At 69.5% G+C, this 24,834-nt stretch carries 20 protein-coding genes; 11 read left to right on the plus strand and 9 right to left on the minus strand.

Features of this window, described 5'->3' with window-relative positions; genetic code table 11:
- Window positions 1–2 precede the first annotated feature (2 nt).
- Together ACFYY2_RS10385 and ACFYY2_RS10390 are read right to left on the minus strand one after the other, a co-directional pair.
- Window positions 3–965, minus strand: a complete 963-nt coding sequence (locus ACFYY2_RS10385; RefSeq protein ID WP_388739817.1) for a carbohydrate ABC transporter permease — start codon at window positions 963–965, stop codon at window positions 3–5.
- Window positions 962–2,275 (minus strand): ABC transporter substrate-binding protein, encoded by a 1,314-nt coding sequence (locus ACFYY2_RS10390; protein ID WP_388739819.1) that lies wholly within the window; start codon window positions 2,273–2,275, stop codon window positions 962–964. The genes ACFYY2_RS10385 and ACFYY2_RS10390 overlap by 4 nt, the downstream gene beginning before the upstream one ends.
- A gap of 286 nt (window positions 2,276–2,561) precedes the next feature.
- On the opposite strand from ACFYY2_RS10390, the gene ACFYY2_RS10395 reads away from it, so the two are divergent.
- The 4 genes from ACFYY2_RS10395 (at window position 2,562) to ACFYY2_RS10410 (ending at window position 9,607) form a co-directional block, all read left to right on the plus strand.
- The gene (locus tag ACFYY2_RS10395; protein ID WP_388739821.1) at window positions 2,562–4,274 is read left to right on the plus strand and encodes a class I mannose-6-phosphate isomerase; all 1,713 of its coding nucleotides are present in this window, start codon (window positions 2,562–2,564) and stop codon (window positions 4,272–4,274) included.
- Window positions 4,271–5,275: an ROK family protein gene (locus ACFYY2_RS10400; protein WP_388739824.1), complete on the plus strand. Its 1,005-nt coding sequence runs from the start codon at window positions 4,271–4,273 to the stop codon at window positions 5,273–5,275. Before ACFYY2_RS10395 ends, ACFYY2_RS10400 begins: the two co-directional genes overlap by 4 nt.
- Window positions 5,276–5,463: 188 nt before the next feature.
- Complete coding sequence (locus ACFYY2_RS10405; protein WP_388740061.1) at window positions 5,464–6,447, plus strand: LacI family DNA-binding transcriptional regulator; 984 nt, start codon at window positions 5,464–5,466, stop codon at window positions 6,445–6,447.
- A gap of 97 nt (window positions 6,448–6,544) precedes the next feature.
- Entirely contained in the window at window positions 6,545–9,607 is a 3,063-nt protein-coding gene (locus ACFYY2_RS10410; RefSeq protein ID WP_388739827.1) for an alpha-mannosidase, read from the plus strand.
- Between the two features lie 146 nt (window positions 9,608–9,753).
- On the opposite strand, the gene ACFYY2_RS10415 is transcribed toward ACFYY2_RS10410, so the two are convergent.
- From ACFYY2_RS10415 to ACFYY2_RS10425, 3 genes are all read right to left on the minus strand, one after another.
- Window positions 9,754–13,212: a S8 family peptidase gene (locus tag ACFYY2_RS10415; protein WP_388739829.1), complete on the minus strand. Its 3,459-nt coding sequence runs from the start codon at window positions 13,210–13,212 to the stop codon at window positions 9,754–9,756.
- Window positions 13,213–13,368: 156 nt separating this feature from the next.
- On the minus strand, window positions 13,369–13,833 hold the full coding sequence (locus tag ACFYY2_RS10420; RefSeq protein WP_388739832.1) for a hypothetical protein: 465 nt from the start codon (window positions 13,831–13,833) through the stop codon (window positions 13,369–13,371).
- A 34-nt stretch (window positions 13,834–13,867) separates the two neighbouring features.
- Complete coding sequence (locus ACFYY2_RS10425) at window positions 13,868–14,569, minus strand: hypothetical protein (RefSeq protein ID WP_388739834.1); 702 nt, start codon at window positions 14,567–14,569, stop codon at window positions 13,868–13,870.
- Window positions 14,570–15,119: 550 nt separating this feature from the next.
- Between ACFYY2_RS10425 and ACFYY2_RS10430 the strand changes: the two genes are divergently transcribed.
- From ACFYY2_RS10430 to ACFYY2_RS10450, 5 genes are all read left to right on the plus strand, one after another.
- Window positions 15,120–16,046, plus strand: a complete 927-nt coding sequence (locus ACFYY2_RS10430; protein ID WP_388739837.1) for a LysR family transcriptional regulator — start codon at window positions 15,120–15,122, stop codon at window positions 16,044–16,046.
- Window positions 16,047–16,230: 184 nt separating this feature from the next.
- Window positions 16,231–17,034: a hypothetical protein gene (locus ACFYY2_RS10435; protein WP_388739840.1), complete on the plus strand. Its 804-nt coding sequence runs from the start codon at window positions 16,231–16,233 to the stop codon at window positions 17,032–17,034.
- Between the two features lie 189 nt (window positions 17,035–17,223).
- On the plus strand, window positions 17,224–17,592 hold the full coding sequence (locus ACFYY2_RS10440) for a hypothetical protein (protein ID WP_388739843.1): 369 nt from the start codon (window positions 17,224–17,226) through the stop codon (window positions 17,590–17,592).
- 898 nt (window positions 17,593–18,490) lie between these two features.
- A complete protein-coding gene (locus ACFYY2_RS10445; RefSeq protein ID WP_388739846.1) occupies window positions 18,491–18,886 on the plus strand; it encodes a MerR family transcriptional regulator in 396 nt (131 codons plus the stop codon).
- Between the two features lie 106 nt (window positions 18,887–18,992).
- Window positions 18,993–19,916, plus strand: a complete 924-nt coding sequence (locus ACFYY2_RS10450) for an NADP-dependent oxidoreductase (RefSeq protein WP_388739849.1) — start codon at window positions 18,993–18,995, stop codon at window positions 19,914–19,916.
- Window positions 19,917–20,156: 240 nt separating this feature from the next.
- Here ACFYY2_RS10450 and ACFYY2_RS10455 read toward each other — a convergent pair whose 3' ends face one another.
- On the minus strand, window positions 20,157–20,756 hold the full coding sequence (locus ACFYY2_RS10455; RefSeq protein WP_388739852.1) for a YdcF family protein: 600 nt from the start codon (window positions 20,754–20,756) through the stop codon (window positions 20,157–20,159).
- A gap of 59 nt (window positions 20,757–20,815) precedes the next feature.
- On the opposite strand from ACFYY2_RS10455, the gene ACFYY2_RS10460 reads away from it, so the two are divergent.
- Window positions 20,816–21,691 (plus strand): IS5 family transposase, encoded by an 876-nt coding sequence (locus tag ACFYY2_RS10460; RefSeq protein WP_388739854.1) that lies wholly within the window; start codon window positions 20,816–20,818, stop codon window positions 21,689–21,691.
- A 157-nt stretch (window positions 21,692–21,848) separates the two neighbouring features.
- The gene (locus ACFYY2_RS10465) at window positions 21,849–22,400 is read left to right on the plus strand and encodes an SMI1/KNR4 family protein (RefSeq protein ID WP_388739857.1); all 552 of its coding nucleotides are present in this window, start codon (window positions 21,849–21,851) and stop codon (window positions 22,398–22,400) included.
- Window positions 22,401–22,726: 326 nt separating this feature from the next.
- Here ACFYY2_RS10465 and ACFYY2_RS10470 read toward each other — a convergent pair whose 3' ends face one another.
- The 3 genes from ACFYY2_RS10470 to ACFYY2_RS10480 all read right to left on the minus strand — a co-directional run bounded on the left by ACFYY2_RS10470 (window position 22,727) and on the right by ACFYY2_RS10480 (window position 24,416).
- Window positions 22,727–23,149, minus strand: a complete 423-nt coding sequence (locus ACFYY2_RS10470) for a DUF6221 family protein (protein WP_388739860.1) — start codon at window positions 23,147–23,149, stop codon at window positions 22,727–22,729.
- The gene (locus ACFYY2_RS10475; RefSeq protein WP_388739862.1) at window positions 23,146–23,472 is read right to left on the minus strand and encodes a DUF6221 family protein; all 327 of its coding nucleotides are present in this window, start codon (window positions 23,470–23,472) and stop codon (window positions 23,146–23,148) included. The genes ACFYY2_RS10470 and ACFYY2_RS10475 overlap by 4 nt, the downstream gene beginning before the upstream one ends.
- 413 nt (window positions 23,473–23,885) lie before the next feature.
- Window positions 23,886–24,416, minus strand: coding sequence for an EF-hand domain-containing protein (locus tag ACFYY2_RS10480; RefSeq protein WP_388739864.1), 531 nt, complete (start codon window positions 24,414–24,416; stop codon window positions 23,886–23,888).
- Between the last annotated feature and the right edge of the window lie 418 nt (window positions 24,417–24,834).

The raw sequence follows: 24,834 nt of genomic DNA on the forward strand, positions 1-24,834 counted from the left end.
GATCAGTTGCCTTTCGGGGTCAGCTGACGCCGCAGATACAGCCAGGAGGTGAGGAGCACGATCACGGTGAGGACGACCGCCACCGCCGCGCCGGCTCCGGGGTGGAGGGCGAGGAACGTCTCCTGGTACATCGAGACCGCGAGGGTCTCCGACTGCCTGCCGGGTCCGCCCTGGGTGAGCACCCAGATCAGGTCGAAGGACTTGAGCCCGTTGACGAGGCTCGTGCCGACGACGATGACCGAGACGGTGCGCAGCTGCGGCAGCACCACGAACCAGAACTTCCGCCAGCCGGCCGCACCGTCCAGGGAGGCCGCCTCGAGGGTCTCGGGCGGGATGGTCTGGAGGCCGACCAGGAACAGGATGACCGCGACGCCCGCCGACTGCCAGGTATTGGCGATGATCATCACGATGGTGTTCCCCGGCCATTCCAGCAGCCAGCCCTGGGCCAGGGAACCCATGCCGAACGCCTTGAGGACCTGGTTCGCGGCGCCGTCGGTGTTGAGGACGAAGTTCCACACCACCGCGACGGCCGAGCCCGACAGGGCGTAGGGAAGCACGACGAGCAGCCGGGCGGCGCGGGACCAGCCGGTGCCCTGGGTCAGTACGGCGATGGCGAGGCCGAGGACGAGCGGGAGCGCGACCGTGCCGGCCACCCACATCAACGTGTTCTCGATCGAGCGGGTCAGCACCGGGTCGTCGAGGAAGAGGGCGTAGTTGTCGAGTCCGGCGAAGCCCGAGACGCGCCGGTCGTCGAAGAGGCTCCGGTAGACGGTCGTGGCGAAAGGGACGAGGAGCAGTGCGCTCACGAGCAGCACGGCGGGGGCGAGGAAGCCGGCGGCCGCGAAACGGTCACGTGTGCGCCGGGCGTCACGCCGCGCCGGTCCGGAGCTGCCGGGGCGGCCGGGCCCCGACGGTGTGCGGGGCCCGGGGGACCGGGCAGGGCGCTGGTCGAGAGAAGAACTCATGCCTCGTCCCTCTCCCATGCCGCCCACTCCTCGGCCGCTCGGCCCGCCATGCTGCGCAGCGTGCTCTCGGGTGATGACGCCCCGGTCATGAAGCTCCCCAGGTCGTCGGTGTTCCCCTGGATGAGGTTCGGCGGACCTGACTCGCCGTAGCGCGGCAGCAGGGTCCAGTGCTCTCGCAGCGCCTGGTCCTTGAGGCCGGCTATCACCGGGTTGCCGGGCCGGGAGCGTGGATTGGCCGAGGCATCCTGGAGGAAGTCGGTCCACACCTTCTGGACCTTCGGGTCGAGCCAGTTCGCGGCGTTGGCCATCGCGGCCTCGTGCGAGGCCGCCTTGCGCGGAACGGCGAGCACTCCGGACTCCGTGATGACGGAGCGACGCGTGGAGGACTGGACCGGCGGCATGACGAAGGCGTCGAAGTCGACACCCGGCTTCATGCCGGTGGCGGCGATTCCCTGCGACTGCCATGACCCGTGCAGGAACATGCCGACGCGACCCGCCTTCAGCGCCGCGGGGCCGTTGTTCTGGTCGAAGTCCGCCGCCGTCATCCAGCCCTTGCGCATGAAGTCCTGCCAGATCTGAAGGGCCTTCCTCGCCTGCGGGTCGGTGTACAGGGCCTTTCCGCTGGTCAGCCGCGTGTAGAAATCCGGGTCCACCTTGCTGACGAGTTCCTGGAACCACTCGTAGGCGGGCCAGTTGCCGTTCTGGGTGGCAACGAACGGGATGACGCCCGCCTTCTTCAGCACTTCGGCGTTGTGCAGCATCTCCTCCCAGGTCCCGGGCGCCCGGAGGCCGTGCTTGCGGAAGACGGCGGTGTTGTAGAAGAGCACGTAGTACGACTCGTAGAGCGGTATCCCGTACACGGAGCCGCGGTAGGACATGGCCTCGCGGGTCTGCGGCGTGATCCAGCCCCTGCGCTCGTAGTCGGCCCAGACGGTGGAGAGGTCGCTGAGTTCTCCGGTGCGGGCCAGTGACTTGAGGAAGTAGCCCGAAGCCCACTTGATCATGTCGGAGGCCTTGGTCGTCTGCAGCGAGATCTGCGTGACCTGCCTGTACGACGTGGGGCTGGGGTTGGACAACGGCCGCAGGGAGTGACCGGTGAGCTTCTTCAGCTCCCGCCCGGCCGCGACGTAGCCCTGGTCCCAGGTGGCGTTGTCGTTGGCGAGCGAGGTGGTGCCGGGCTCGACCGCGGTGCTGTCGCCCCGGGCGCAGCCGGTCAGAGCGGCGGCACCGCCGGCCGCGACGCCCGCCAGGACGCTGCGGCGGCCGAGCGGGTGGGACGACCATCGGGTCGCCCCGCCGATTGATCTCATGGATTCCCTTCCCTCCGGATCCCGGCAGGGATCCCTGGCTCTGGGGTGTGATGGGTGAGGGGCTGTGCGGCCCTCTGCGAGATCGCGCCGCACCGCGCACTTCGGCGGTCCGGATTGCCAGGATGTTAACGACACCATGGGGTCAATACAAGACTCCGTGACGAGATGACGCCTACAAGAGCCGCCTAGCTGCGGCTATGACTGTGTTCCGGGTACACGCCTTGCTCTCCATAAATGTTATCGATACCATCCTGCCGGTCGCCTGATCGTCTGCCCTGGAGGACCTGTGCACTCGGAGCCCCGCCCCTACGAACGCAACCCCCGCTACCCGGCCGCCGGGCCCGTGGCCACCGGCTGGGACGAAGCAGTCGCGACCCTGCCCACCGGGCCGGTCGTGCTCGCCCTGGACGGACCGCCCGCCCTTGACTGGGAACGGACCGCCCGCGAGCTCGCCGCGGCGCTGCGGGCACGCGCCGTCGACGTCTCCGCCCTCGACGTACGGGAGCACTGGTCACCCGCGGCCGTCGAGCGTCTGTGCGTTCCCGACGCCGGGGCGGACGCCTTCTTCCTCCCGCTCGCGGAGTTCACGATGGCCGACCTCTTCGAGGGGCCGCTGACCGTCGAGCGCCCCACCGGCGGCGTCCTGCTCGTGTACGGCCCCGGCGCCGCCCTCTGCGCACCGGATCTGCTCTGGTGGGCGGACCTTCCCAAGCGCTACGCCGAGAGCGCCGTCGCCTCCGGGACACTTCCCGTGGGCGCCAACCTCGGGCGCCCCGGCGTGCCCGGCGAACTCCGCAGCCTCTTCTACACCGACTGGCCGGTCTCCGACCGCCACCGCGACGCGCTCGCCCCCGTCATGGACCGGTGGATCGACGTACAGGACTCCCGGACTCCCGTCTCCCTGGACGGCGAGACGTTCCGCGCCACCCTCGCGGGTCTCGCGCGGCAGCCCGTACGCACCCGTCCCTACTTCAACTCCACTCCCTGGGGCGGCCGGTGGGCCTCGGACAACCTCGGGTTCGAGCCCGTCGACGGCAACACGGCCCTCGGATACGAACTCATCGCGCCCGAAGCGGGAGTCCTCGTCGGTCCCGACGCCGGCACGGTGGTGGAGCTGCCCTTCCAGCTCCTCTGCGTCCTCCACCCGGAACAGTTCCTCGGGACGGAGGTGCACCGGAGCCACGGGACCTCCTTCCCCATCCGCTTCGACTACCTCGACACCGTCGGCGGCGGCGATCTCTCCCTGCACTGCCACCCGCAGGAGCGGTACATGCGGGACACCTTCGGCTGGCCCTACACGCAGCACGAGACCTACTACGTCACCGCGAGCGAACCCGGGTCCCGGGTCCTCCTCGGGCTGCGGCAGAGTACGGACGTGGACATCCTGCGGAAAGAAGTCGAGGCGTCGGCGACGCACGGCACACCTCTGCGCGTCGAGGACCACATCCAGGCCTTCCCCGCCGAACCCGGTCAGCTGTACATGATCCCGGCCGGCACCCCGCACGCCTCCGGTGCGGGGAACCTCGTACTGGAGATCAGCGCCACGCCCTACCTCTACTCACTGCGCCTCTACGACTGGCTGCGCCGCACCGGCTCCGGGGTGCCCAGGCCGCTGTCGCACCGCCACGCCTTCGCGAACCTCGACGCCGGGCGACGCGGGCGTGAGGTCGTCGAGGACCTCGTCCAGCAGCCGCGCGTCAGGCGTGAGGGCACCGGCTGGCGCGAAGAAGTCCTGGGCGCCCTCCCCGAGATGTTCTACGCGGTCCACCGATTCGTACTCGACGGGACGGAAGCGGCCCACGACGACACCGAGGGCCGCTTCCACATCCTCAACGTCGCGGCCGGTGACGGCGTGGTGGTGGAGACAGCCGACGGCCGCCGCCACGACCTGGCGTTCGCCGAGACCCTCACCGTCCCGGCGTCCGTGGGCGGCTATCGGCTCCACCCGGTCGGACCGCACCCCGTGCAGGTCATCAAGTCCCTGGTGACACCGTCGTGACGCGGATCCCCGTGCTGGAGATCGGCGGCACCCACGTCACCGCCGCCCTCGTGGACACGCTCACCGGGCTTCCGGTCGCCGGCTCGGTCGTCCGCAGGCCGGTGGCCGCCGACGCCGCTGCTCCTGAGATCCTCGACTCGTTCGCCGAAGCCGCCCGGGGCACGGCCGTGCCCGGCCCGGCCCACTGGGGCGTAGCCGTACCCGGCCCCTTCGACTACGCCTCCGGCGTCGGCAGATTCCGGGGCATCGGCAAGTTCGAGTCCCTGGACGGCGTGGACGTACGGGCGGAGCTGCTGGCCCGGCTCCCGCACGCCGAGGCCGTCAGTTTCCTCAACGACGCGGACGCCTTCGCCATCGGGGAGCACCACAACGGGGCCGCCGCCCAGCATCGCCGGGCCGTCTGCATCACGCTGGGCACCGGCGTCGGATCGTCCTTCCTGCAGGACGGGCAGCCTGTCACCGAGGGACCCGAGGTACCGCCCGAGGGCCGGGCCCACCGCGTCGACGCCGACGGGCTGCCGCTGGAAGAAGTCGTCTCACGCAAGGCCATACGGGCGCGGTACGCGAGAGCCGCGGGCCTCGGCGAAACCTCGGGGGCCCCGGACGTCCGGACCATCGCGGAGCTCGCCCGCGCGGCGGACCCGAACGCCGCAGCGGCGATCGACGGCTGCTTCACCACGCTGGGACGCGCCCTGGCTCCCTGGTGCGCCGCCTTCCGGCCGGAGGTGATGGTCGTCGGCGGCTCCATGGCGGCGTCCTGGGACCTCATCGGCCCCGCGCTGCGCGCCGGGCTCACCGCCGGGGCCGCAGCCGAAGGACCGCGCGCCGGTGCCGTGGTCGCGGCGATGGCACTGCGAACCGCCCTGCGGCCCGACGACGCACCCCTGACCGGCGCCGCCCGGTGGGTCCTGACGCGCGGTGCGGAACACCGTTCCCCCGCATACGGGCCTGCGCCGGCCGGAGCACCAACGGCCGGAGTCCAGCGCGTGGTTCGCCCGTGAGTGCGGGGCCGTCCCAGCGTCCGGAACGCCTGCCGACCGCCGGGTCGGACGGCGCGACGGGCCGGGCACTCTCTACAATGGCGGCGCCTGCGGCTCGGGCAGCCGACCGGAGGCACAGAACCCCTGAGGGCACGAAGGAAGGAACGGCTGTGGCGCAGCACCGACCGAGCGACGCCGCCATGCCGACGATGCGTGACGTCGCCGCCCGTGCCGATGTCAGCGCGATGACCGTCTCGCGGGTGCTCAAGGACGATCCCCGGGTCAGCGAGACCACCCGGGAACGGGTGCTCAGCGCCGTCGACGCGCTCGGCTACCGCCGCAACGAGACCGCCCGCCGGCTGCGGGTCGGCGGCAGCGGCATGATCGGGCTGGTCGTCACCAACCTGGCCAACCCCTTCTACTCACGGCTGGCGCTCGGTGTGCAGGAGGTCGCCGACGAGCACGGACTGGGGGTCCTGCTGGGCAACACGGGCGAGAAGGCGGACCGGGAGCGCGGACTCGTGGAGGACCTGGCGTCCCGTCAGGTGGACGGCATGATCGTGGTCCCGGCGGGCGGCAGCCACCGTCACCTGACACCTGCCGCGCTTCGCGGTACCCCGATCGTCCTCGCCTCACGGCCGCCGGCGGGAATGGACGCGGACTGCGTGCTGGTGGACGACTTCGGCGGTGCCGAGGCGGCCACCGGCCGTCTGATCGAGGACGGGCACCGGCGCATCGGGTTCCTGGGCAACCCTCCCGCCCTCTACACCGGTGCCGAACGCTTCCGCGGCTACTGGGCCGCGCACGAGGCGGCCGGCCTGGAGCCGGACGACCGCCACATCCGCCGCGGACTGACCGACGTGACGACGGCGCAACGTGCCGCCGACGCCCTGCTGCGCGAGCCGGATGCCCCCACCGCCCTCTTCTGCACCAACAACCGTCTCACCCAGGGCGCCATCCGGGCCGTGCGCACGCTCGAAGTCCCCGTGGCCCTGGCGGGCTTCGACGACTTCGACCTCGCGGACGTCCTCGGGCTCCCGCTGACGATCGCGTCCTACGACGCCGACGAGATCGGCCGCAGAGCGGGCCGGATGCTCATCGACCGGATGAAGGCCGATCCCGCCTCCGGCCTGCCCGCCCGGCGCTCCGTGGTCCCCACCGAAGTCATCCGGTACGGGACCGACCGACCGTAAGTCCCGCACGCCGTCCGCCCGTCCCGGCCGTCGAGCCACCTGACGGACCGCCGGACGGACTCCGCGCAGCTCGCGCGGAACTCTCTATGGAGTCCCCATGCACGACGACCGTACGCTGACCGAACGCAGGCTCGCCCGGGTACTCGACCAGCGCCTCAGGCCCGCGGTCCACACCCTCTCCCTCCCGCTCGAAGTGAGCGTCCACCACGTCGAGGGCGAACCCATCCCCGTGAGCGAGGGAATCGCCGGCCCCTACAAGCCGGTCGCGACCGGTGAGCCCTGGGGCCCCGCCTGGTCCACCAGCTGGTTCAGGATCCGCGGAACCGTCCCCGCCGAGTGGGCGGGACGACGGGTCGAAGCGGTGCTCGACCTCGGCTTCGGCACCACCCAGCCCGGGTTCTCCGCCGAAGGGCTCGTCCACCGTCCCGACGGCACCCCGGTGAAGGCCCTGAACCCGCGCAACACCTGGCTTCTCGTCGCGGAGCACGCCCGGGGAGGCGAGGACTTCGAATTCCACATCGAGGCAGCCGCCAACCCGCTTATCTTCGACTTCGACTCCTCGGGCGATCCGTTCGTTCCCACCCGCGCCGGCGAAGTCGCGCCCTGGTTGCGTGCCGACGGCCGGGCGGCACCCGCCGGTGAACCGCTGTACCGGCTGACGCGCATGGACCTCGCTGTCTTCGACCAGACCGTATGGGAACTCGTTCAGGATCTCGATGTCCTCTCAGGACTCATGCACCAGCTGCCCGAGGACTCCACCCGCCGCAGCCAGATCCGGTACGCGATCAGCGCGGCGCTCGACGCGATCGACCTCCAGGACATCGGAGGCACGGCGGGACGGGCCAGGGCGGTGCTGGCCCCGGCGCTCTCCGCCCCGGCCCACGCCGGCGCCCACCGCATCTCGGCCATCGGCCACGCGCACATCGACACGGCCTGGCTGTGGCCGGTACGCGAGACCGTGCGCAAGGCGGCCCGTACCGTCTCGAACGTGACCGCGCTGATGGACGACCACCCCGACTTCCGGTTCGTCATGTCGCAGGCACAGCAGCTTGCCTGGCTCAAGGAACACCGCCCGGAGGTCTATGCGCGGGTGCTGCAGAAGGTGGCGACCGGGCAGTTCCTCCCGACCGGCAGCCTGTGGGTCGAGCCCGACACCAATCTGTCCGGTGGCGAGTCCCTGGTCCGGCAGTTCGTCCACGGCAAGAGGTTCTACCTCGAGGAGTTCGGTGTCGAGACGCGCGACATGTGGCTCCCCGACACCTTCGGCTACAACGCGGCGCTGCCCCAGCTCATGAAGCTCGCGGGCATCGACTGGTTCCTCACGCAGAAGATCTCCTGGAACACCACGAACGCGTTCCCGCACCACACCTTCTGGTGGGAGGGGATCGACGGTTCCCGCGTCTTCAGTCACTTCCCGCCCGTCGACTCCTACAACGGTGACCTGTCCGGTGCCGACATCGGTCACACCGAACGCAACTTCCGGGACAAGGGGGCGGCCAACCGTTCCCTGGTGCCGTTCGGGTACGGCGACGGCGGAGGCGGCCCCACACGCGAGATGCTGGCGCGAGCCGACCGGCTCGCGAACCTGGAGGGTTCCGCGCGGGTCGAGATGGAAGGACCCGCTGACTTCTTCGCCAAGGCGCACGAGGAATACCCCGACGCGCCGGTCTGGGTCGGAGAGCTCTACCTGGAACTCCACCGCGGCACGCTCACCAGCCAGCTCGCCACCAAGCAGGGGAACCGGCGCAGCGAACACCTGCTGCGAGAGGCGGAACTGTGGTCGGCCACCGCGGCGCTGCGGACCGGGGAACCGTATCCGTACGCCGCGCTCGACCGGATCTGGAAGACGGTCCTCCTGCACCAGTTCCACGACATCCTGCCCGGCTCCTCGATCGCCTGGGTGCACCGTGAGACGGAGGAGGCCCATCGGGAAGTCGCGCGCGAACTCGACGCGATCATCGGGGACGCCCAGCGCGCCCTGGCCGGTCCGGCCGGGCCCGACGGCGGCAGTGTCGTCTTCAACGCCGCCCCGCACAGCCGCGACGGCGTGCCCGCCCTGGCCGCAGCCCCCCGCGCCGCACCCCCGCGGATGACGCCCGTCCGACCGGGACACGACGGCAGCCTGGTCCTGGACAACGGGCTCGTGCGGATCACCGTCGACACGCGTGGACTGATCACATCCGCCTATGATCTGACAGCTGAACGCGAAGCCCTGGCCCCTGGGATGCCGGGCAACCTGCTCCAGCTTCACCAGGACTTCCCCAACCAGTGGGACGCCTGGGACATCGACGCCTTCTACCGCAACACCGTGCGGGACCTGACCCAGGCGGACGAGGTCACGGCACACGACGACGCCGTCGAGATCGTATGGACCTTCAACCGGTCGCGCGTCCGTCAGCTTCTCACCCTGCGGCACGGCGCGCGCCGAGTCGACATCGAGACCACCATCGACTGGCGGGAGCGCGAGAAGATCCTCAAGGCGGCATTCCCCCTGGACATCCGGGCCGCGGCCTCCACCAGCGAGATCCCCTTCGGCCACGTCCAGCGGCCCACCCACTCCAACACCAGCTGGGACGCGGCCCGCTTCGAGATCTGCGCCCACCGCTTCCTGCACATCGAGGAGCGGGGCTGGGGAGCGGCGCTCGTCAACGACTCCACCTACGGCCACGACGTCACCCACGACGTCCGCCCCGACGGCGGCACCACGACCACGGCCAGGCTCTCACTCCTGCGCGCACCCCTCTTCCCCGACCCGGACACCGACCAGGGCGAGCACAGGCTGCGCTACGGTCTGGTGATCGGCGCGGACATCGGGGACGCCGTCCGCGAGGGCTACCACTTCAACCTCGCCGAGCGCGCCGTCGCCGGTACGGCCGTCGTCTCCCCCTTGGCCGAAGTCGACCACGGCGGTGTCGTGATCGAGGCGGTCAAACTCGCGGACGACCGCTCGGGCGACGTGATCGTGCGACTCTACGAGTCCCTCGGCGGGCGGACCGCTACGGTCCTGAAGGCCGGATTCCCGTGCACCACGGCCATGTTGACCGACCTGCTCGAACGGCCCTTGGCGGACGGCCCGTCGCTCTCCGCTGCCGCCGACGGTATTCCACTGGTTCTGCGTCCCTTCCAGATCGTGACCGTGCGACTGACCCCGGAGGCCTAGCACTCCTCGCGCGCACCGCCCGGACGCAGTGCGGGCGGTGGATCCTGCCGGAGCGCTGCCCGTCACCTGCGCCCGGAGCGGCCGCCCGAGGGCCCGCGGGGACAGGAAGTCCCGCGGGCCCCCGTGCGGCGCCACCGCACATTGCCCTATCTGGTGCGGTAGGCGTCGATGATCGTCTGGGTCGTGGTGCCCTTCCGGTCCCTGACCTCCGCCCGGAAGGAGACCGAGCCACCGGCCGGCGGGTTATGCACGGTGATCCGGCCCTTCCGTACCGTGCTGCCGGCCCAGGTCGCACCACCGTCGTACGAGACGGACACCCGGAGGGAGACGTGCCCGGCGCCCGCGGAGGCACCCTCGACCGTGACCGGCACCGCCAGGTCGGTTCCACCGGGCGAGGTCGAGTCGGCGGCGAGCGCGGGGGAGTAGCGCACCGCGCGTGCCGGGAGGGCGACGGCCCGGTCGGTCCGGGACGAGGTGAACGTGTACTCGGCGCTGATCCGCGAGCTCACCTTCTCGCCGCCCAGCTCCTCACTCCGGCCGACGGTGGTGACCAGGCGGTACTCCGCCCTGCCGGGCGGGAGCGTGAAGCTCACGGCGTCCAGGACGTCGTCGGCCGCGGCGTACTTCTCCCCGTCGCGGAAGAGCGTGGTGGACGCGGTCTCCGGGTCGTACCTGCCGCGGCCGGTGTTCCCCGCGCCGTCGGTGAAGGGACTGATCCGGCCCGTCAGCACGTCACCGTCACGGACCAGGCCCGCGCCTTCCCTCGCCGTCGGGCCGAACACCCCGATGTTGACGTCCTGGTGATAGGTCCGGCCCGCGGCGTACTCGCGGAACGGTGTGGTCAGGGTGTTCTGGATCCAGCCGCTGCTCGCGTACTGGGAGCTCCGTCGCCAGCTGTAGCCGCCCATCAGATACGCCCTGGTCTCACCCCGCGCGGGCGACACGTAGGTGTAGCCGGTCGTGGCGCCCCTGGCCGGGATCGTCTCGTTGCGCAGCATGGCGCCCTCGACCGACGAGCCGTGCCTGACGATCAGTTCGGCGAGGTCGGACCGCTTCACGCGCTGGGTGTGGCCGGTGTAGAAGGAGCCCTTTCTGGTGTGCGCGATCTGGTACTCCGCCCCCGGCGCGTTCCACTGCTCGTTCAGATACGACGTCAGCTCACCCGGCGGCACGGGCGGACCGACCTGCTTGGTGCGGTTGCCCAGTTCCCAGTTGCCCAGGCTCAGGTAGAGCGACCGCTCCACCCCGTTCGTCGTGGTGGTCACCGCGATCGCACCCGTGGTGAAGGAGGCCGTGGGGGCGTCCGGCAGGGCGACGTCGATCTCCTTGGCCTCGCGCGCGTCGAAGGTCAGCGTGGTGTCCTCCCGCAGGCGCAGTTTCGGAGCGCTGAACCAGTCATGACCCCGGTAGCGCTCCGCCGGCATGGTGGTGGTGATGGAGTAGTCCCCCTGCGGGAGCCGTATCCTGCCGCTGCCGCCGTCGCCGCTGACGATCTTGAGGAGCATCCCGGTATCGGCGTCGCTCACCCAGGTCGACCACGCGTACAGCCCGGGCCTCTGCCCCTCGCGGCCTATGGCCTTCAGGTCGAGGTCGAACATCGGGGGCTCGTACGTCACCGCGCCCGCCGTGCGGACCGGAGCTCCGGAGCCGGTGGCGGTGACGGCCAGGTCGTAGCCGCCGTAGGAGGAGCCGCCCGCTGAGGTGTGGGCGGTGACCTCGGTGGAAGCGGTGCCGCCGGCGGGGACCGTGAGCCGCGTGGTGCCGAGGGTGAAGAAGCCGGCCGGGGCGGGCACACCGCCGGGGCCGGTACCGGAGACCGCGAGGTCCAGCGTCGCGTCCTCACTGCCGGTGTTCCGGTAGGTGACGGTCCTGGTGATCGGAGCTTCGCCTGCCTCGTGCGGCCAGGCCTGGGTACCGAAGTCCAGCGAGACGGGTTCGGCCAGTACGCTCTGCCGGATCGCCGCGGCGACGTCCACCCGGCCGCCACCGCCTTCCATGACCCGGTAGGCGCCCGGTGCGACCGAGCCGACGAGTGCGGCCTTGAGCTGCCGGCCCGTCCAGTCCGGATGCTGCTGCGCCAGCACGGCCGCGGCTCCCGCGACATGCGGGGTCGCCATGGAGGTGCCGGAGATCTGGAGGTAGCCCGGAGCGGGATGGACGGCCCCGGGGCGGGTGTCGAGCACACTGCCGGGGGAGTTCGCCGCCGCGATGTCGACACCGGGGGCGGTCAGGTCGGGCTTGAGCACACCCTCGTCGAGGCGTGGTCCGCGCGAGGAGAAGTCGGCCAGGGCGTCCGTCCTGTTCACCGCGCCCACGGTGAGGGCGTCGTCCGCCGAGCCGGGCGAGCTGATGGTGGACGCGTCCGGCCCCATGTTGCCGGCGGCGATGACGAAGAGCGCGTCGTCGGACAGCCGGTTCACGGCTTCTTCGAGCGGGTCGAGTCCCGGCGCGTCGTCACCGCCCAACGACATGTTGACGACGGTGGCGCCCTGTTCTACCGCCCACTCCATACCGGCGATGATCCCGGACTCCTCGCCGGAGCCCCTGTCGTCGAGGACCTTCCCACTGATGAGTTCGGCTCCGGGAGCCACACCGCGGTACTTCCCCTGCGACTGCGCACCGGTGCCCGCGGCGATCGAGGCGACATGTGTTCCGTGCCCGTAGTGGTCGAGAGCGTCGGGGGACTCGGTGAAGTCCCGCACCTGCGTCACCTTGGGGCCCACGTCGGGGTGCCCGGTATCGATGCCGGTGTCCAGGACCGCGATCTTGACGCCCTTGCCGTCGTAACCGGCCTGCCAGGCAGTCGGCGCTCCGATCTGCGGGACGCTGATGTCCAGGGAGGGACGCACCAGTCCGTCGAGACCGACCCTCCGCACGCCGGGCGCCAGTAACCGCTGGGTCCCGCCCTCGGCGGTGAGGGAACGCCAGATGCCGGCGGCGCCCTCCTTACCCACGGTGAGCGCGTCGCCGTTGACGCTGTCGAGCGTGGCCCGCACGGTCGCGCCGGAGGCGTCGGCCATCCGGGCGCGGGCCGCCGGACGCGCGCCCGTGTACGTGACGATGAGCGGCAGCCCGTCGCCCGCCAGGCGCCGGTAGGCGGGACGGCTCAGCTCCGTCACGTCGAAGAGCCGCAGGTCCAGCCGCTCGGAGGCGACCAGGCCGGCGATGTCGGTGGGGAGCACGTAGGTGTGCCCCTTCATGTTCTGAATCTGGGTGGGGATCTTCTCCCGTCCCTTGGCGGGGATCAGCCCGGCGTACGTCCCCCCGGCGGTCAGCCGGACCCGGTCGCCGGTGATCAGAGTGATCTCCCGCTCCACCGGCTGCTGGGCCGCGACCCGTGCGTGCCCCGTGGGTGCGTCCGCCGCCGAGGGGGTCGCCCCGGGCAGACCGACGCACAGGCCCAGGAGCGTGGCAGTGGCCACGAGCGCGGGCAGTGGTGCTCTCCGTCGTTTTCGCAATGTCGTCCTCACCCGGTCCGTCGCGGGGAACGCGGTGGGTTCCCCGCTGTGCTGGAGGTGTGCGCAGGCCGTGATCCAGCCGATGCGCGCGTCAAGGTAGGGCGAGATGAACGGGCCGGTCAACGGGCCGATTCCTGCGAAATACATGACAACTGTGGTGGGTGGGACGGGTGAATCCGCTTCCGTGTGACCCGGCCCCACGAACACGGCCCGCGCGACACCCTTTCCGGGGGTCGCGCGGGCCGCGTTCACCTGCGTACGGTGCCGTCCGCATCCGCACGGGAAGCGGTCAGGTGCGGACGGTCAGCAGCTGTCCGTCCACTCGTGCGAGGCGATGTTGTCGTTCACCGACTCGCCGTAGCCGTCCCACCACGACCAGCCGTGGCTGAAGACCTCACGTCCGAGCGTGAGGTCCAGCCACATGTCACCGTTGCCGAGGCACGCGTACACGCCGCTCTGGTCCTCGTTGTAGTACAGGTTGACGTCGTCGTAGTCACCGGCGTACCCCCTGTTCTCCACCGAGGAGACGAGGTTGCGCAGCGGCGGGCAACCAGGGCCCGGATAGTCCCAGTTGCGGTTGGCCCCGCTCCAGGCGCAGTGACCGCCGCTCCGGTAGGGGTGCTCCCAGACGTGGAGTTTGCCGTCGGCTGCGGCCGCGGCGAGGGTGCGGGACTCCTTCGGCGCCGGCTCGGAGGCCTGCGCCGTGGGAATCGCGAACGCGACCGCCACCAGGGCGACCGCACCGGCCAGTGAAGCGAGCTTCCTCATGTCGTGTTCCTCTCGTTGACTGCTTTCGGGTTGATCAGCCGCGGCGGACGATGTCGCGGGCCCGGCTGAGCGCCGCGTGCTCGAGCACGGCGCGATCCTCGACCTCGGTGCGATGGTGTGATTCCAGTTCCTCCTGATGTGCACGGCTCACCTTGCGGACTGCCGCGGCCAGGCCCGATGCCTGTGCACACGCGGCCTCGGCCCGAGCCGTGGCGAACTCACCGGCCCCGGGGCCACGCGTGAAGCGGTCACGTGCCTCCTGAGGCATGTCGTACGGGTGGCCCCGCTCCCGCATGCAGACGGCCCACTGCCGGGTGGCGGGAACGAGCCCGGGGTCGCCGGCGGCCACTGTCATGGCCGACCGGTGCAGGGCGTCGGTGACCTTCTTGGCGCGATACCAGGCGCGGAGATCGGAATACAGCACGCGCTGGGCTTCCGAGGCACAACCCCTGTCGCTGTGCCGGACCTTGCCCATGCCGGGGATGTCGGCTTCCAGCCCTTCCGCGGTCGGTCCGTTGAGCGCCGTGACCGCGGCGGCCTTGCGGTCTTTCGTGAGCCCGTCGAAGTAGCTGCGGTTGGGATCGCCGCCGGCCAATTCGTCCCGGCGTTCCCGGATCGCGCGGCCGTAGCCATTCGCGGCGGCCCACTGCTTGTCGTCGATGACGTACGGGAACAAACGCTCCACGGGCTCGGGGAGTTCTGGGGTGACCCAGAAAGAGAAGCCCTCCTTTCGCATGCAGTCGCGGGTGAGAATCTTCTCCGCCTGGGCCAGTACTTTTCGCTCCGTGACGGTGAGCTCCCGTGGCGGCTGCCCCCGCCGAGGTGCCTCCGATCCGCTCGGTGCGCATGCCGTGGTCCACAGAGTGACCGCGGACAGGAGAGCGGCGAGGACGGGAGTGGACGCCGCACGGCGGGAGCACCGTCGGCGATCAACGCGTGAGGAGCTACCGCTGCTGTTGCCGACGGCCTGCCGCACCGTGCGGTGATGGGCTCTGAGCAGGCGAAGACGCGCGGGCATGCGTGGTGGTCCCCCTCTGTGTCACCATCCCCGGTCCACCCGGGACTCTCGCTTCACGGCGGGAACCGGCAGCACTTCGGCAACCGTCTTCCGACCGGTGACAGAGCACTGCGCTTTCCCCCGTGTGAACCGTCACTCTGATCAGGACGGCCCATTGACTGTCACATGGTCGACGCAGGTATGTCACTCAAGTCGGAGCATGTGATGTCTGCTGATCGATAAGTTGTTGATTATGGCTGCATGTTGAACGGCGAAAGGGTTCATGGGAATGAGAGCACCCCGCTCCAAAGAACCGAGCATTCATCAGCTTCGACTCTATCTCGCATTGAGCGAAGAGCTCCATTTCGGACAAGCCGCCGCGCGTTTGTTCATTACTCAACCGGCGCTGAGTCAGCAGATCAGAGAGCTGGAGAAGCGTCTGGGAGTACGTGTGGTCGAACGGACCAGTAGGGCACTCACGTTGACGGAGGAAGGGCGGGCCCTGCTCCCCGAAGCCCGTGCGGCGGTCGCGGCCGTGGATCGGCTCAGGCGCGTCGCCGACGCACAGCTGCGGCAGACGGCCAGGCGACTCGTCGTCGGAACCATCGGAGCCGAGGCCGCCATGGCACACACCCGTGCCGTCCTTCGTCTGGTCAAGGAGCGCCACCCGACAACGACCCTGGATCTGGTGAACCTCAGTTTCGGCGACCACATGGGTGCGCTGGTTCAACAGGAGGTCGACGTGGTCTTCCTCCGCCCTCCGGTGGCGGACGACATCGAAATGCACCACCTGGCCACCGAACCACGCGTGGCCTGCCTGGCAGCCGACCATCCCTTGGCGGCTCTGCCCCGGCTCACCCTGGCCCAGCTCTCCGGCATCCCGGTGGTCGACGTTCCCGAGCAGGTCCCGAGGATGTGGTGGGACTTCTGGGCGGTCGACCCCCGCCCCGACGGCAGCCGTGTCCGATACGGTCCAGTGGTCACCGACATGGAGTCGTTGCTGCACACGGTGGCCACCGGGGAGGCGATGTGCTTTCTCCCGGCCGCAGCCTGCGAGTACTTCCCGCGCCCTGGGATCAGATACATCGAGGTGACCGACCTCTCACCCTCCACGTCAGCTCTCGCCTGGCTGCGTCGACGGCGTTGCGAATCCACCATCGAGGCCGTCCGGGAGGCCGCGCATGAGGTCACCCTCATGGCCGGCACCGGCACGTGAGCACGCATACGAGCACGATCGGCTCTCGCCCGGGGGCATGGCGACGGCCTGTCGGGAGTGGTGACGCGCACGCCACGGCGGATGCAGACGCGCGGCCGCCCTCTGCGCAACCCCTCTTGCACGGCCTACGAGCGAGGCATCCGCGAAGTGGTGCGCTGTCATGGGCGGGTGGGACTCTGAGCCCGTGCTGATAGAGGGATTCGAGGATGCTCCGGTCGTCGCCGGGGAGGAACTGCTGGAACTGCCGGGGTTCTGGGCGGCCTACCTGATGTGGTTGAGCCAGACGGAGGAGGACGACGACACCACTCCGGACTGGTTCGGTGCCGACGGGGCCGATGCCGACGCGGCCTGGGAGGCGCTGAGCGACGAAGACCGGTGGCCTGTGTTCCGGATACCGTGCGCGGGCAGTCACACCGTGGTGGTCCTCGGCTGCAACTATCCGGAGGACCCGGCGACGGAGTACCTCGTCACCCATCCCGAGTGGGGCCGCCACGGCAGTCTGGCCACCGTGAGCGGCCATCAGGCCGGCCCGGGACTCTCCTGGCAGGAGCTTCACCACATCGCTCACGAGCCGGACCTCGGAGCCCCGGGAGTCCACGCCGCGTACGCCCGCCTTCTCCTCCTGCTCCCCGCTCTCGGTGACTGCGATCTACCCGAGGACGCAGCGGACGTCGTCGGCAACGCCTTGGTGCTCGCGGGAGTCCCCGCGACGCTGTCACCGCATCTCGCGGCAGCACTCCTCACCGACCACCCCTTGTGGGAGCCGGCCGAGTGGACGCTCCCTGCTCTCTCCCCACTCTCCGGCAGCCAGGAACCGTTCCGAGGCATCCTGCACTGCGACGGTTTCATGAGCCCACGGTGCGGGACACATCTCGCTCAGGGCATCACCCGGGAGCAGAGTGACCGACTGGCCCAGTCCCTCGGCACCTGGCCCGTGCCGGCGGCGCGCGCCCTATGTCCGGAAGCAGGTTCCGGGCGTCCTGGGTGACCAGGAGTTCTCGGCCCCGACGGGGCCGCTGCTCCTCTCCACGCCCACGACGTTCCCAGCACGGCTCGTCTCCGTAGCGCCATACGTACGTTGAGGGTGGGTGACACGACGACCGTCTGCACGGGCCGAGTCGGGCACGCCAGTTCGCTCGCGCGCGAGGTGACCGTGCCCTGCTGGATACTGTCAGGCGTGGACTTCACCTCTGGCGGCACGGACGGGCCGCGTCTTGACGCCGCCGCCCTGGCACTGTCCGATCTCGGTCACAACGTATTGGGCTCTCTGACCGGGACCGCAGACGCCCACGGCGCGGCGGAGTTGTTCGTCCGTGCCGGCTGGAGGGTCCGCCGATCGTCCTGGACCGAGTTCCAGGTCGAGAACGAGTGCGCGGAGCTTGAGCTGATCCCCTGTGACCCCGTCCTGATCAGCGGATTCGTGGACCCCGATCGCATCACCGTCCTGCTGGCGGCCCTGCGCCGGATGGGCTTCACCTTCAGCGTCGAGTTCGAGGACCGCGAAGGGCGAGAGCACATCCACCGATCGGCCGACCGGAGTGGCTGACAGTCGCCGGGGCATCGCTCCAGCCTCCACCACGGGTTCCGGTGCCCGCACCACCACGGCGGAGTCCTCGGGTGCGCGAACGCTCCTGGCCCCGGGTGGCACGTACGGGGTGAGACTGTCGTCCGGCAGTCGGAGAGGGATTTTCCGTGACTTCGGAGCACGACGGCACACGGTGACCGTGCCGGTGATGCCCAACTGTCCAGGGCCGTCGAGTACGTCTCGACCAGCGGCGTGAACGCCGCGGGGTCCTCGGCGGCCCTGCACGGCTACTTCGCCCGTCGGGTCCCGGGCGCGGCGGACGATCTGCCGGCCGAGCCGTGGTTGCAGGCATTCGCCGCGCGGCGCACGTTCGACGCCTCGCGCGGATCCGCGCGAGGCCGGCTGCTCGGGGTCGCCCCACGTATGGAGAGTCCCCGGCTCGTACTCGCCGGGGCAGCCTTTCCTCACACACCGAGCCAGTGAATAATGAGCCGACTCAGTACGAAGCCGACAACATACAGCGCGGTCTTCAACACGAGGTGCCTCGCAGTCTCTCCACCCTCAACAGGCTTCACGACCATGAAGATTCCTCACTTTCCCTAAGGTGAGCCCTCCGGGATCGGAGGGCCCCAGCTTGAGGAAAGGCCGAGAGAGAGACTACGGGACGCGATCAGCAGTCGTCGCCCGTACGGGCAAACCACCAGCCGTTGCCCGTACGGCCGAACCACCATCCGTTGCCCAGACGGGCGAACCACCAGTCGTCGTGCGCCCGGCCGCCGACATCCGGGATCGCTCACGGCGGCAGCGAGGGATGCCCGAGGCCTCCCTGAAAGCCGCTGCTCTCCTTGAACGCCCATGGCAGGACCTACGCCGCCAGCCACCCGGAGACCGTGAGGCTCGCGGGCGTAGGCTCTCAAGGATGCGGATAGGCGAGCTTGCCAAGCGCACGGGCGTGAGTCCGCGCTCACTGCGCTACTACGAAGACCAGGGACTGCTGACCAGCGCACGCTCCGACGCGGGGCAGCGTCACTATTCCGATGCCGCGGTCCAGCGCGTGTCGCTCATCCGGCAGCTGTTCGACGCGGGAATGCCCAGCCGGGTGATCGCGACTGTGCTGCCGTGTGTGGACATCCCCGGTGACCTGGGCGTCGCCGAGGAGACGTTCACGGCGATGATGCGCGAGCGCGACCGGATCGACTCCGACATCGCGCACCTGACCGAGACCCGGGACGCACTCGACGTGCTGATCATGGCCAACAGCCGGCACCGGGCGAAGCTTTCCACGGGCCAGGAAGCGGCAGCGCGGTCGACCTGATGCTGTGATGTGCGTCTCAGCCGGTTGCCTCTGACATCAATGTCAGCGGTGAGGATGACGACAGCGCCCGGAACCACCGGGAGGGTCGTACGAGAGGCGGCGGAAGATGGGGCAGGCATGGGGTTTCAGCAGGTACGGCGGGCCCGAGGTGCAGGAGTTCTTCGATCGTCCCGATCCCGGACCCGGTCGCGGTGAGGTGCTGATCCGGGTCGACGTCGCCGGCGTGAATCCCCTCGACCACCTTCTGCGCTCAGGTTTGGTCGACGGGCTCGACGGCGGGCGCCCGTTTCCCCGCGTGCTCGGCATGGAGGCCGCCGGAACCGTGCTCGCCCGGGGCGAGGACGTCAACGGGCTCGAGGTGGGCGACGCGGTCTTCGGCTTCGCACTGACCGGTGGCGGCACCTACGCCGAGACGACTGTGCTGGCCGCACCGAACACCGCGCGCATCCCGGCGGGTCTGTCCGCAACCGCGGCGGCAACGCTGCCGGTGGCCGGGACGACCGCCGTGGACGTGCTCGACCAGCTCGGCCTCCCCGCCGGTGCCACGGTCCTGGTCAACGGGGTCGGGGGAGGGGTCGGCCTCGCCGTCGCCCGGCTGGCCAAGGGGCGGGAACTGCGCGTGATCGGCACCGGGAGCACCGCCAAACGCGAGCACGCCGAGGGCATCGGGGTGCGGTTCATCGACTACACCGCCGAGGACGTCGCCGCCGCGGCACGCGAGCTGGTTCCGGCCGGCTTCGACGGCATCATCGACCTGGTCGGGGGCACCTCACTGCGGACGGTCGCTCCGCTGGCCCGGGACCCCCGCAACGTCATCGCGGTCGGTGATACGTCCGTGACCGACCTCGGTGGGCGTTTCGTCGAGCGTCGCCTCGACCGCGGGAACCTGGAGCGGTCGGCCCGGCTGGCCCTCGACGGAGTCCTCGCACCCGTCATCACCGCGGTCCATCCGCTCTCCGAAGCCCCGGCCGCCCTCGCCGCCGTCGAGAACGGCCATACCTCGGGCAAGGTCGTCATCAAGGTGGCATGAGTTGGGTGCAGCGCCCACGTGCCGCTGCGTGCAGATCGGACGGGTCCCCGGCTGTACGGACCCGGGGCGGCACACAGGCGAACCGACTCGCCGCCACCCTCATGAAGCGCCTCCGGGGTGAGACACGGAGGATGGGCAACCGAGGCGGCACCCGCGAGCCGTCGTCGCCTTCGGTTGCCCGCCCGTCTCGTGACGGCTCACAGAGCGTCATCCTGATGACGAAGGTGAGAGCGTGACTGCCTACGGCGAGACCTTCCGCTCGTCGGCTGTGAGGACGCGGAGTTTCCAAAGCCCGTAGAGAGCCAACAGCGGCTTACCGGCCACCCACTCGCCCGGGCGGTAGTCATCCGCTCTCACAAGCCTCGCAGCAAGATCCGGGCGCTGCCTCCGCAAGTACGCGCGGGCCTTGAGTGCGTGGGCTGGTTGGGACGCGATCTTGATACGGTCGACAGTTTCGAGCAGCGGGATCACGTTGGCGATGTTCTCCCAGGTTGTCGCACTCTCGCCCTCGAGGAGCACCGTGCCTTCGAAACCAAGCACCGACCTCGCATAGTCGGCCATCAGCCGGGCCTCCGAAGCGCTGCCGCTCGTGACTCCACCGCTGAAGATCACGCGAGTGTCATGCGCATCGCCGGCGGCGGCGGAGCGAAGGCCAGCTCGGACTCGCCAGCGGTTGATGTAGTTCGCCGTTGGCTGAGGGTTCCGGTAACCCAACACGACCACGGCCTCGGACGCACCCGTGCTGCGCCCCACGAGAGCCCGAGACCAGCGCCAGTTCAACCACTCACCCCACGCCAGAGCCGCAGCCCCGGCAGTCGCGAGCCCAGTTCCTCGTCGCATGCGGGTGACTCTAGGCCGTGTATCGAAAATGGATCTTGAGTAGTGGATGATCCCGGTTCATGGGGCGTGGAGATCTCACGGACGAGCAGTGGACGGTGCTGGAGCCGTTGTTGCCGAAGGGCACGAGAGCGGGGCGGCCACCTGTTTGGTCTCGGCGGCAGTTGATCGACGGCATAAGGTTCCGGGTTCGGACGGGTGTTCCATGGCGGGACGTCCCCTCCGAGTACGGGCCGTGGGGTCGGGTCTACGACCTGTTCCGCCGGTGGCAGCGGGAAGGCAATTGGCACCGGATCTTTACTCAGCTTCAGTCCCAGGCCGACCTGAAGGGTTCGATTACGTGGGACCTGAGCGTTGACTCCACGGTATGTCGCGCCCATCAGCATGCGGCCGGGGCCCGGAAGCGGGGCGATCTGCAGAAGGAGCCGCCGGGCGGTGTCTTCACTGACCCTCGTGATCACGGACTGGGACGTTCGCGCGGCGGATTCACTACCAAGCTGCACTTGGCCGTCGAGCAGGGCCAGAAACTGATGTCGATCGTGGTCACAGCTGGGCAGCGTGGAGACTCTCCGCAGTTCGAGCCTGTGCTGAAGAGAGTCCGTGTGCCTCGTGCAGGGCCGGGACGGCCACGTGTCCGCCCCGATCGCGTGCGCGCTGACAAGGCGTACGCCTCCCGCGCGAACCGCGCCTACCTACGCCGCCGCGGCATCCGCTGCACCATCCCTGACAAGGCCGACCAGGCGCGCAACCGAAGAAAACGCGGCTCCCGTGGCGGCCAGCCGCCACGTTTCGACCCGGTCGACTACCGTGAGCGCCACGCTGTCGAGTGCGGTATCAACCGCCTCAAGAGACACCGAGCTGTGGCCACGAGGTACGACAAGCTCGCGGTCCGCTACGAGGCGACCGTCCTCATCGCGGCCGTCAACGAGTGGCTGTGACCCTCGGCTGTCACGCGATGGGATCCAGGTTTCATGCCGCAGAACACACAGCCGAAGTCGTCCTCGCGCACGACGTTGCGCTTCTGGGGCGCTTCGCTGCCGGGCCGTAGGGTGCGCCGTCAGGCCGTGAGGTAGACGTTCAGAGAAAGGAATGACCATGGGGGACGTGCAGTTGGCGTGGCAGCGATTGGTGGACTGGCTGGAGACGAATGCACCGACGACTGCGTCGTCGATCCTTGCTCCCGCTCCGCCGGCAGCGATCACTGCGGCTGAGGAGCGCATGGGCATCGGTTTCCCGGTCGAGCTTCGGACGTGGCTCCAGGCATCCGGGGCCGACAATGACCCTGAGGGTGTCACGGAAGGGGTCGTGCCCGGCAACCGCGATTTGCTGGGACTCGCGGCCATGGAGCGGACCTACCACTTCAAGATGGAGATCGAGCGCGACGACCCGTCCGACGAACCGGAGTTTCCCTTCTGGCATGAGCAGTGGATTCCGATCATCTCGGACGATGATGCTTGTTACGGCAAGTTCCTGGATGTGCGTAGCGGTCAGATCGGTTCATTCGGCGATGGGGATGCGCCATCCTTCGGAGTTCACGAGTCACTGACCGCTCTGTTCAGCGAGACGGTCGTCCTCATGGAGCAGATTTCTGCGGGGGTGCAGGGCGCAACTGGACGTGTTCAGGGCGGCAGGCTGATCTGGGACTGATGATCGGCGTACGCACGTAGGCCCACGGTGCCGACCGACATCACGGGCCCACTGCTGTTTCTGCTGTGCTACTGCGGCTTGGCTACGTCGATCCGGTCCTGGTCGCCGTCAATGACTGCACTGCTTTGGATCCCACCGCGATTTGAACCTTCGCCGCACCGTTCGAGATCCACTTCCGATACACGGCCTAGGGCACCGCGGCCGTGGGGCAGCGAACGCGTCGGCGGACGGCAGCCGTTACGAACGACGGCCAGAGAGTCAGACGGTCGCGCTTACGACCTTCGAGTACGTGCGGGGCCGGTGGCGCGGGGTCGTGGCATGTGTGCCTACAGGCGCCACTCCGGCCGGTAGTCCGGGTGGTCGGCGTACGCATGCGCGAGGTGCTGTGCTGCCATGCCGACGGCCATGCGGTGCATGTCGGCAGTGTCGCGATGGGACGCGTCCGCAGTCCCGGCACTCGTCTTGAGCGCCGTGTACTGATTCAGCAGCCCCCGTATGGCCACTACCTCACGCAACACCTGTGCGGGGTCGTGCAGGGCGATGTGCTCGGCGCGGGCGGCGTCTTCGTCGGACCCACCGATCTCCGGACCGGCCGTGACCAGAGGTGCGACATCGTCGTCGAAGGCGGCTGTGGAGTAAACGCCGGTCCCTACGGCCTGCCAGTCCTTACCCGTGACGCCGGCGGCAACAGCGACTGCCTCCCGCTCGTCGAGACGGGCTTGAAGGAAGGCCACCAGACCGGCGGTCATGCCAGACCCCCGGGCCGGAGGACGGATTCGTCGTCGTGCGGGTAGTCCTGATGCTCGACGTAGGGCGCGGCGAGCAGCCGAAGCTGAAATTCGGCGTTCCGGCCGCCCGGTCCCGCAGTTCCCAGGTACGGCACCACGGTGTCGTCGAGCAACGCGAGGCGTGCCTCAGCGGCGGCCACGGAGAAGCGAGCGTGCTTGGCGGCGTCCTCGGGTGCGACGCCGAAGCGTTCGGGCTGCGTGACCACCACGTTGCCGGCGAAGCGAGCCTTTTCCAGCTCCTCGTCGAAACGAGCCCGGACAAAGGTCACCAGATCGGCGGTCATGCGGAGCTCCTAGAAACGTTGAGCCTGGCCCGTGCACGACAGGCCAGCTCCCTGTGGACGGTGACTTCAGGGCCGACACCAGTGTTGTCCGCTGGTGCGTTCCGTCCTTCAGCAGCAGGATACGACCTTCCTCTGGTGGGGTCGGCCCGAACAGGTCGGCGTCGGCGACGGCATCCTGATCATCGGTGACACAGGCTTCGTCAAGAAGGGCATCGTCTCCGCCACTGCGCTACGGGAGTGCCACGCCACCGCCGGCCGAACCATCCGGCCGTGCCGACGCCACCGGCCGGGCGCCGTTGCGGTGCCGCCGGAATCACCGACACCGCCAGGGCTGGCCCTGGCGATGCGTATCGTGCGGCCAACGGCGCCAACGGCGCCAACGGCACCAACGATCGCGGTCGAGCCCGCGATGCTCAGCCCACAGGCTGTCCGACCAGGTGGTCCGAGATCCCCGCCGCATCGGGGTTGTAGTACTCCCTGATGCTCTCGGCCCAGGCCGACACCGACACCTGCTCCGTACCCATCGGCTCGAGGGCGTCGAACAGGGCGTGAATGTTCGGCGTCGCGAAGCCGATGGCGGTCATGGTCGCTACGAACAGCGGCCGCTCGACCAGCCCGTCACCGTTCGGGTCCGCCACAGCCGTGAGCGCCTGGGCGAACTCCGTGAGCGCCGAGTCGAACCGCTCCGGGGCCAGGACGACCGCCCGGAACTCCTCGAAGTCGACCCTGCCATCGCGGTTGTCGTCCAGTTGCTCCGACAGTGCCCCCCAGAACGTCCGGAAAGCAGTCGTCAACGCGCTGCGCCTACCCGCATCCGCTTCGTGCGCCGCCGCGACGACCCTCGACGCCATCAGCTCGAAATCTTCGGCTTCGATGACCCCGTTCCCGTCGGCGTCGAACAACGTGAACACCAACCGAACTCGGTCTACCGCTTCAGCGCGCACGGATACCACACCCTTCTATATGGACTCATTTGGCGCTCCGTACCTTATGGGGGATGACAAGGTGGATCACCCGAACCGCATACCTTTCATACGAATGAGTGGCAGTGGCGTGGAGGTCGAAGGGGTGTCGGATGTGCGCTCAAGGCTCGCCAGGCAGTGCGGTGCTGCTTCCGGCTGACTGACCACTTCTTCGGCCGCCGTCCGCGAACCTGACCGTCTGCAGCGCTGCGGGCTGCCGGAGCACGAGGGCGCGCAACTTTTCGGCCGGGTTCACGCGTCCACCAGGTATGGCGCATCCAGTATCTGAAACCCCCGCCGCTCCGCCCTCCTGGCCGCACTGCGGTCGCGGTGCCACTGCCGGCGATCCGGTCGGCTGCCGGGGTGTTCACATCCCCCGCAACACATCGTGCCTCGCCCA

It is taken from the genome of Streptomyces sp. NPDC001822 (assembly GCF_042892135.1).
In the GTDB taxonomy this organism is placed as follows: Bacteria; Actinomycetota; Actinomycetes; order Streptomycetales; family Streptomycetaceae; genus Streptomyces.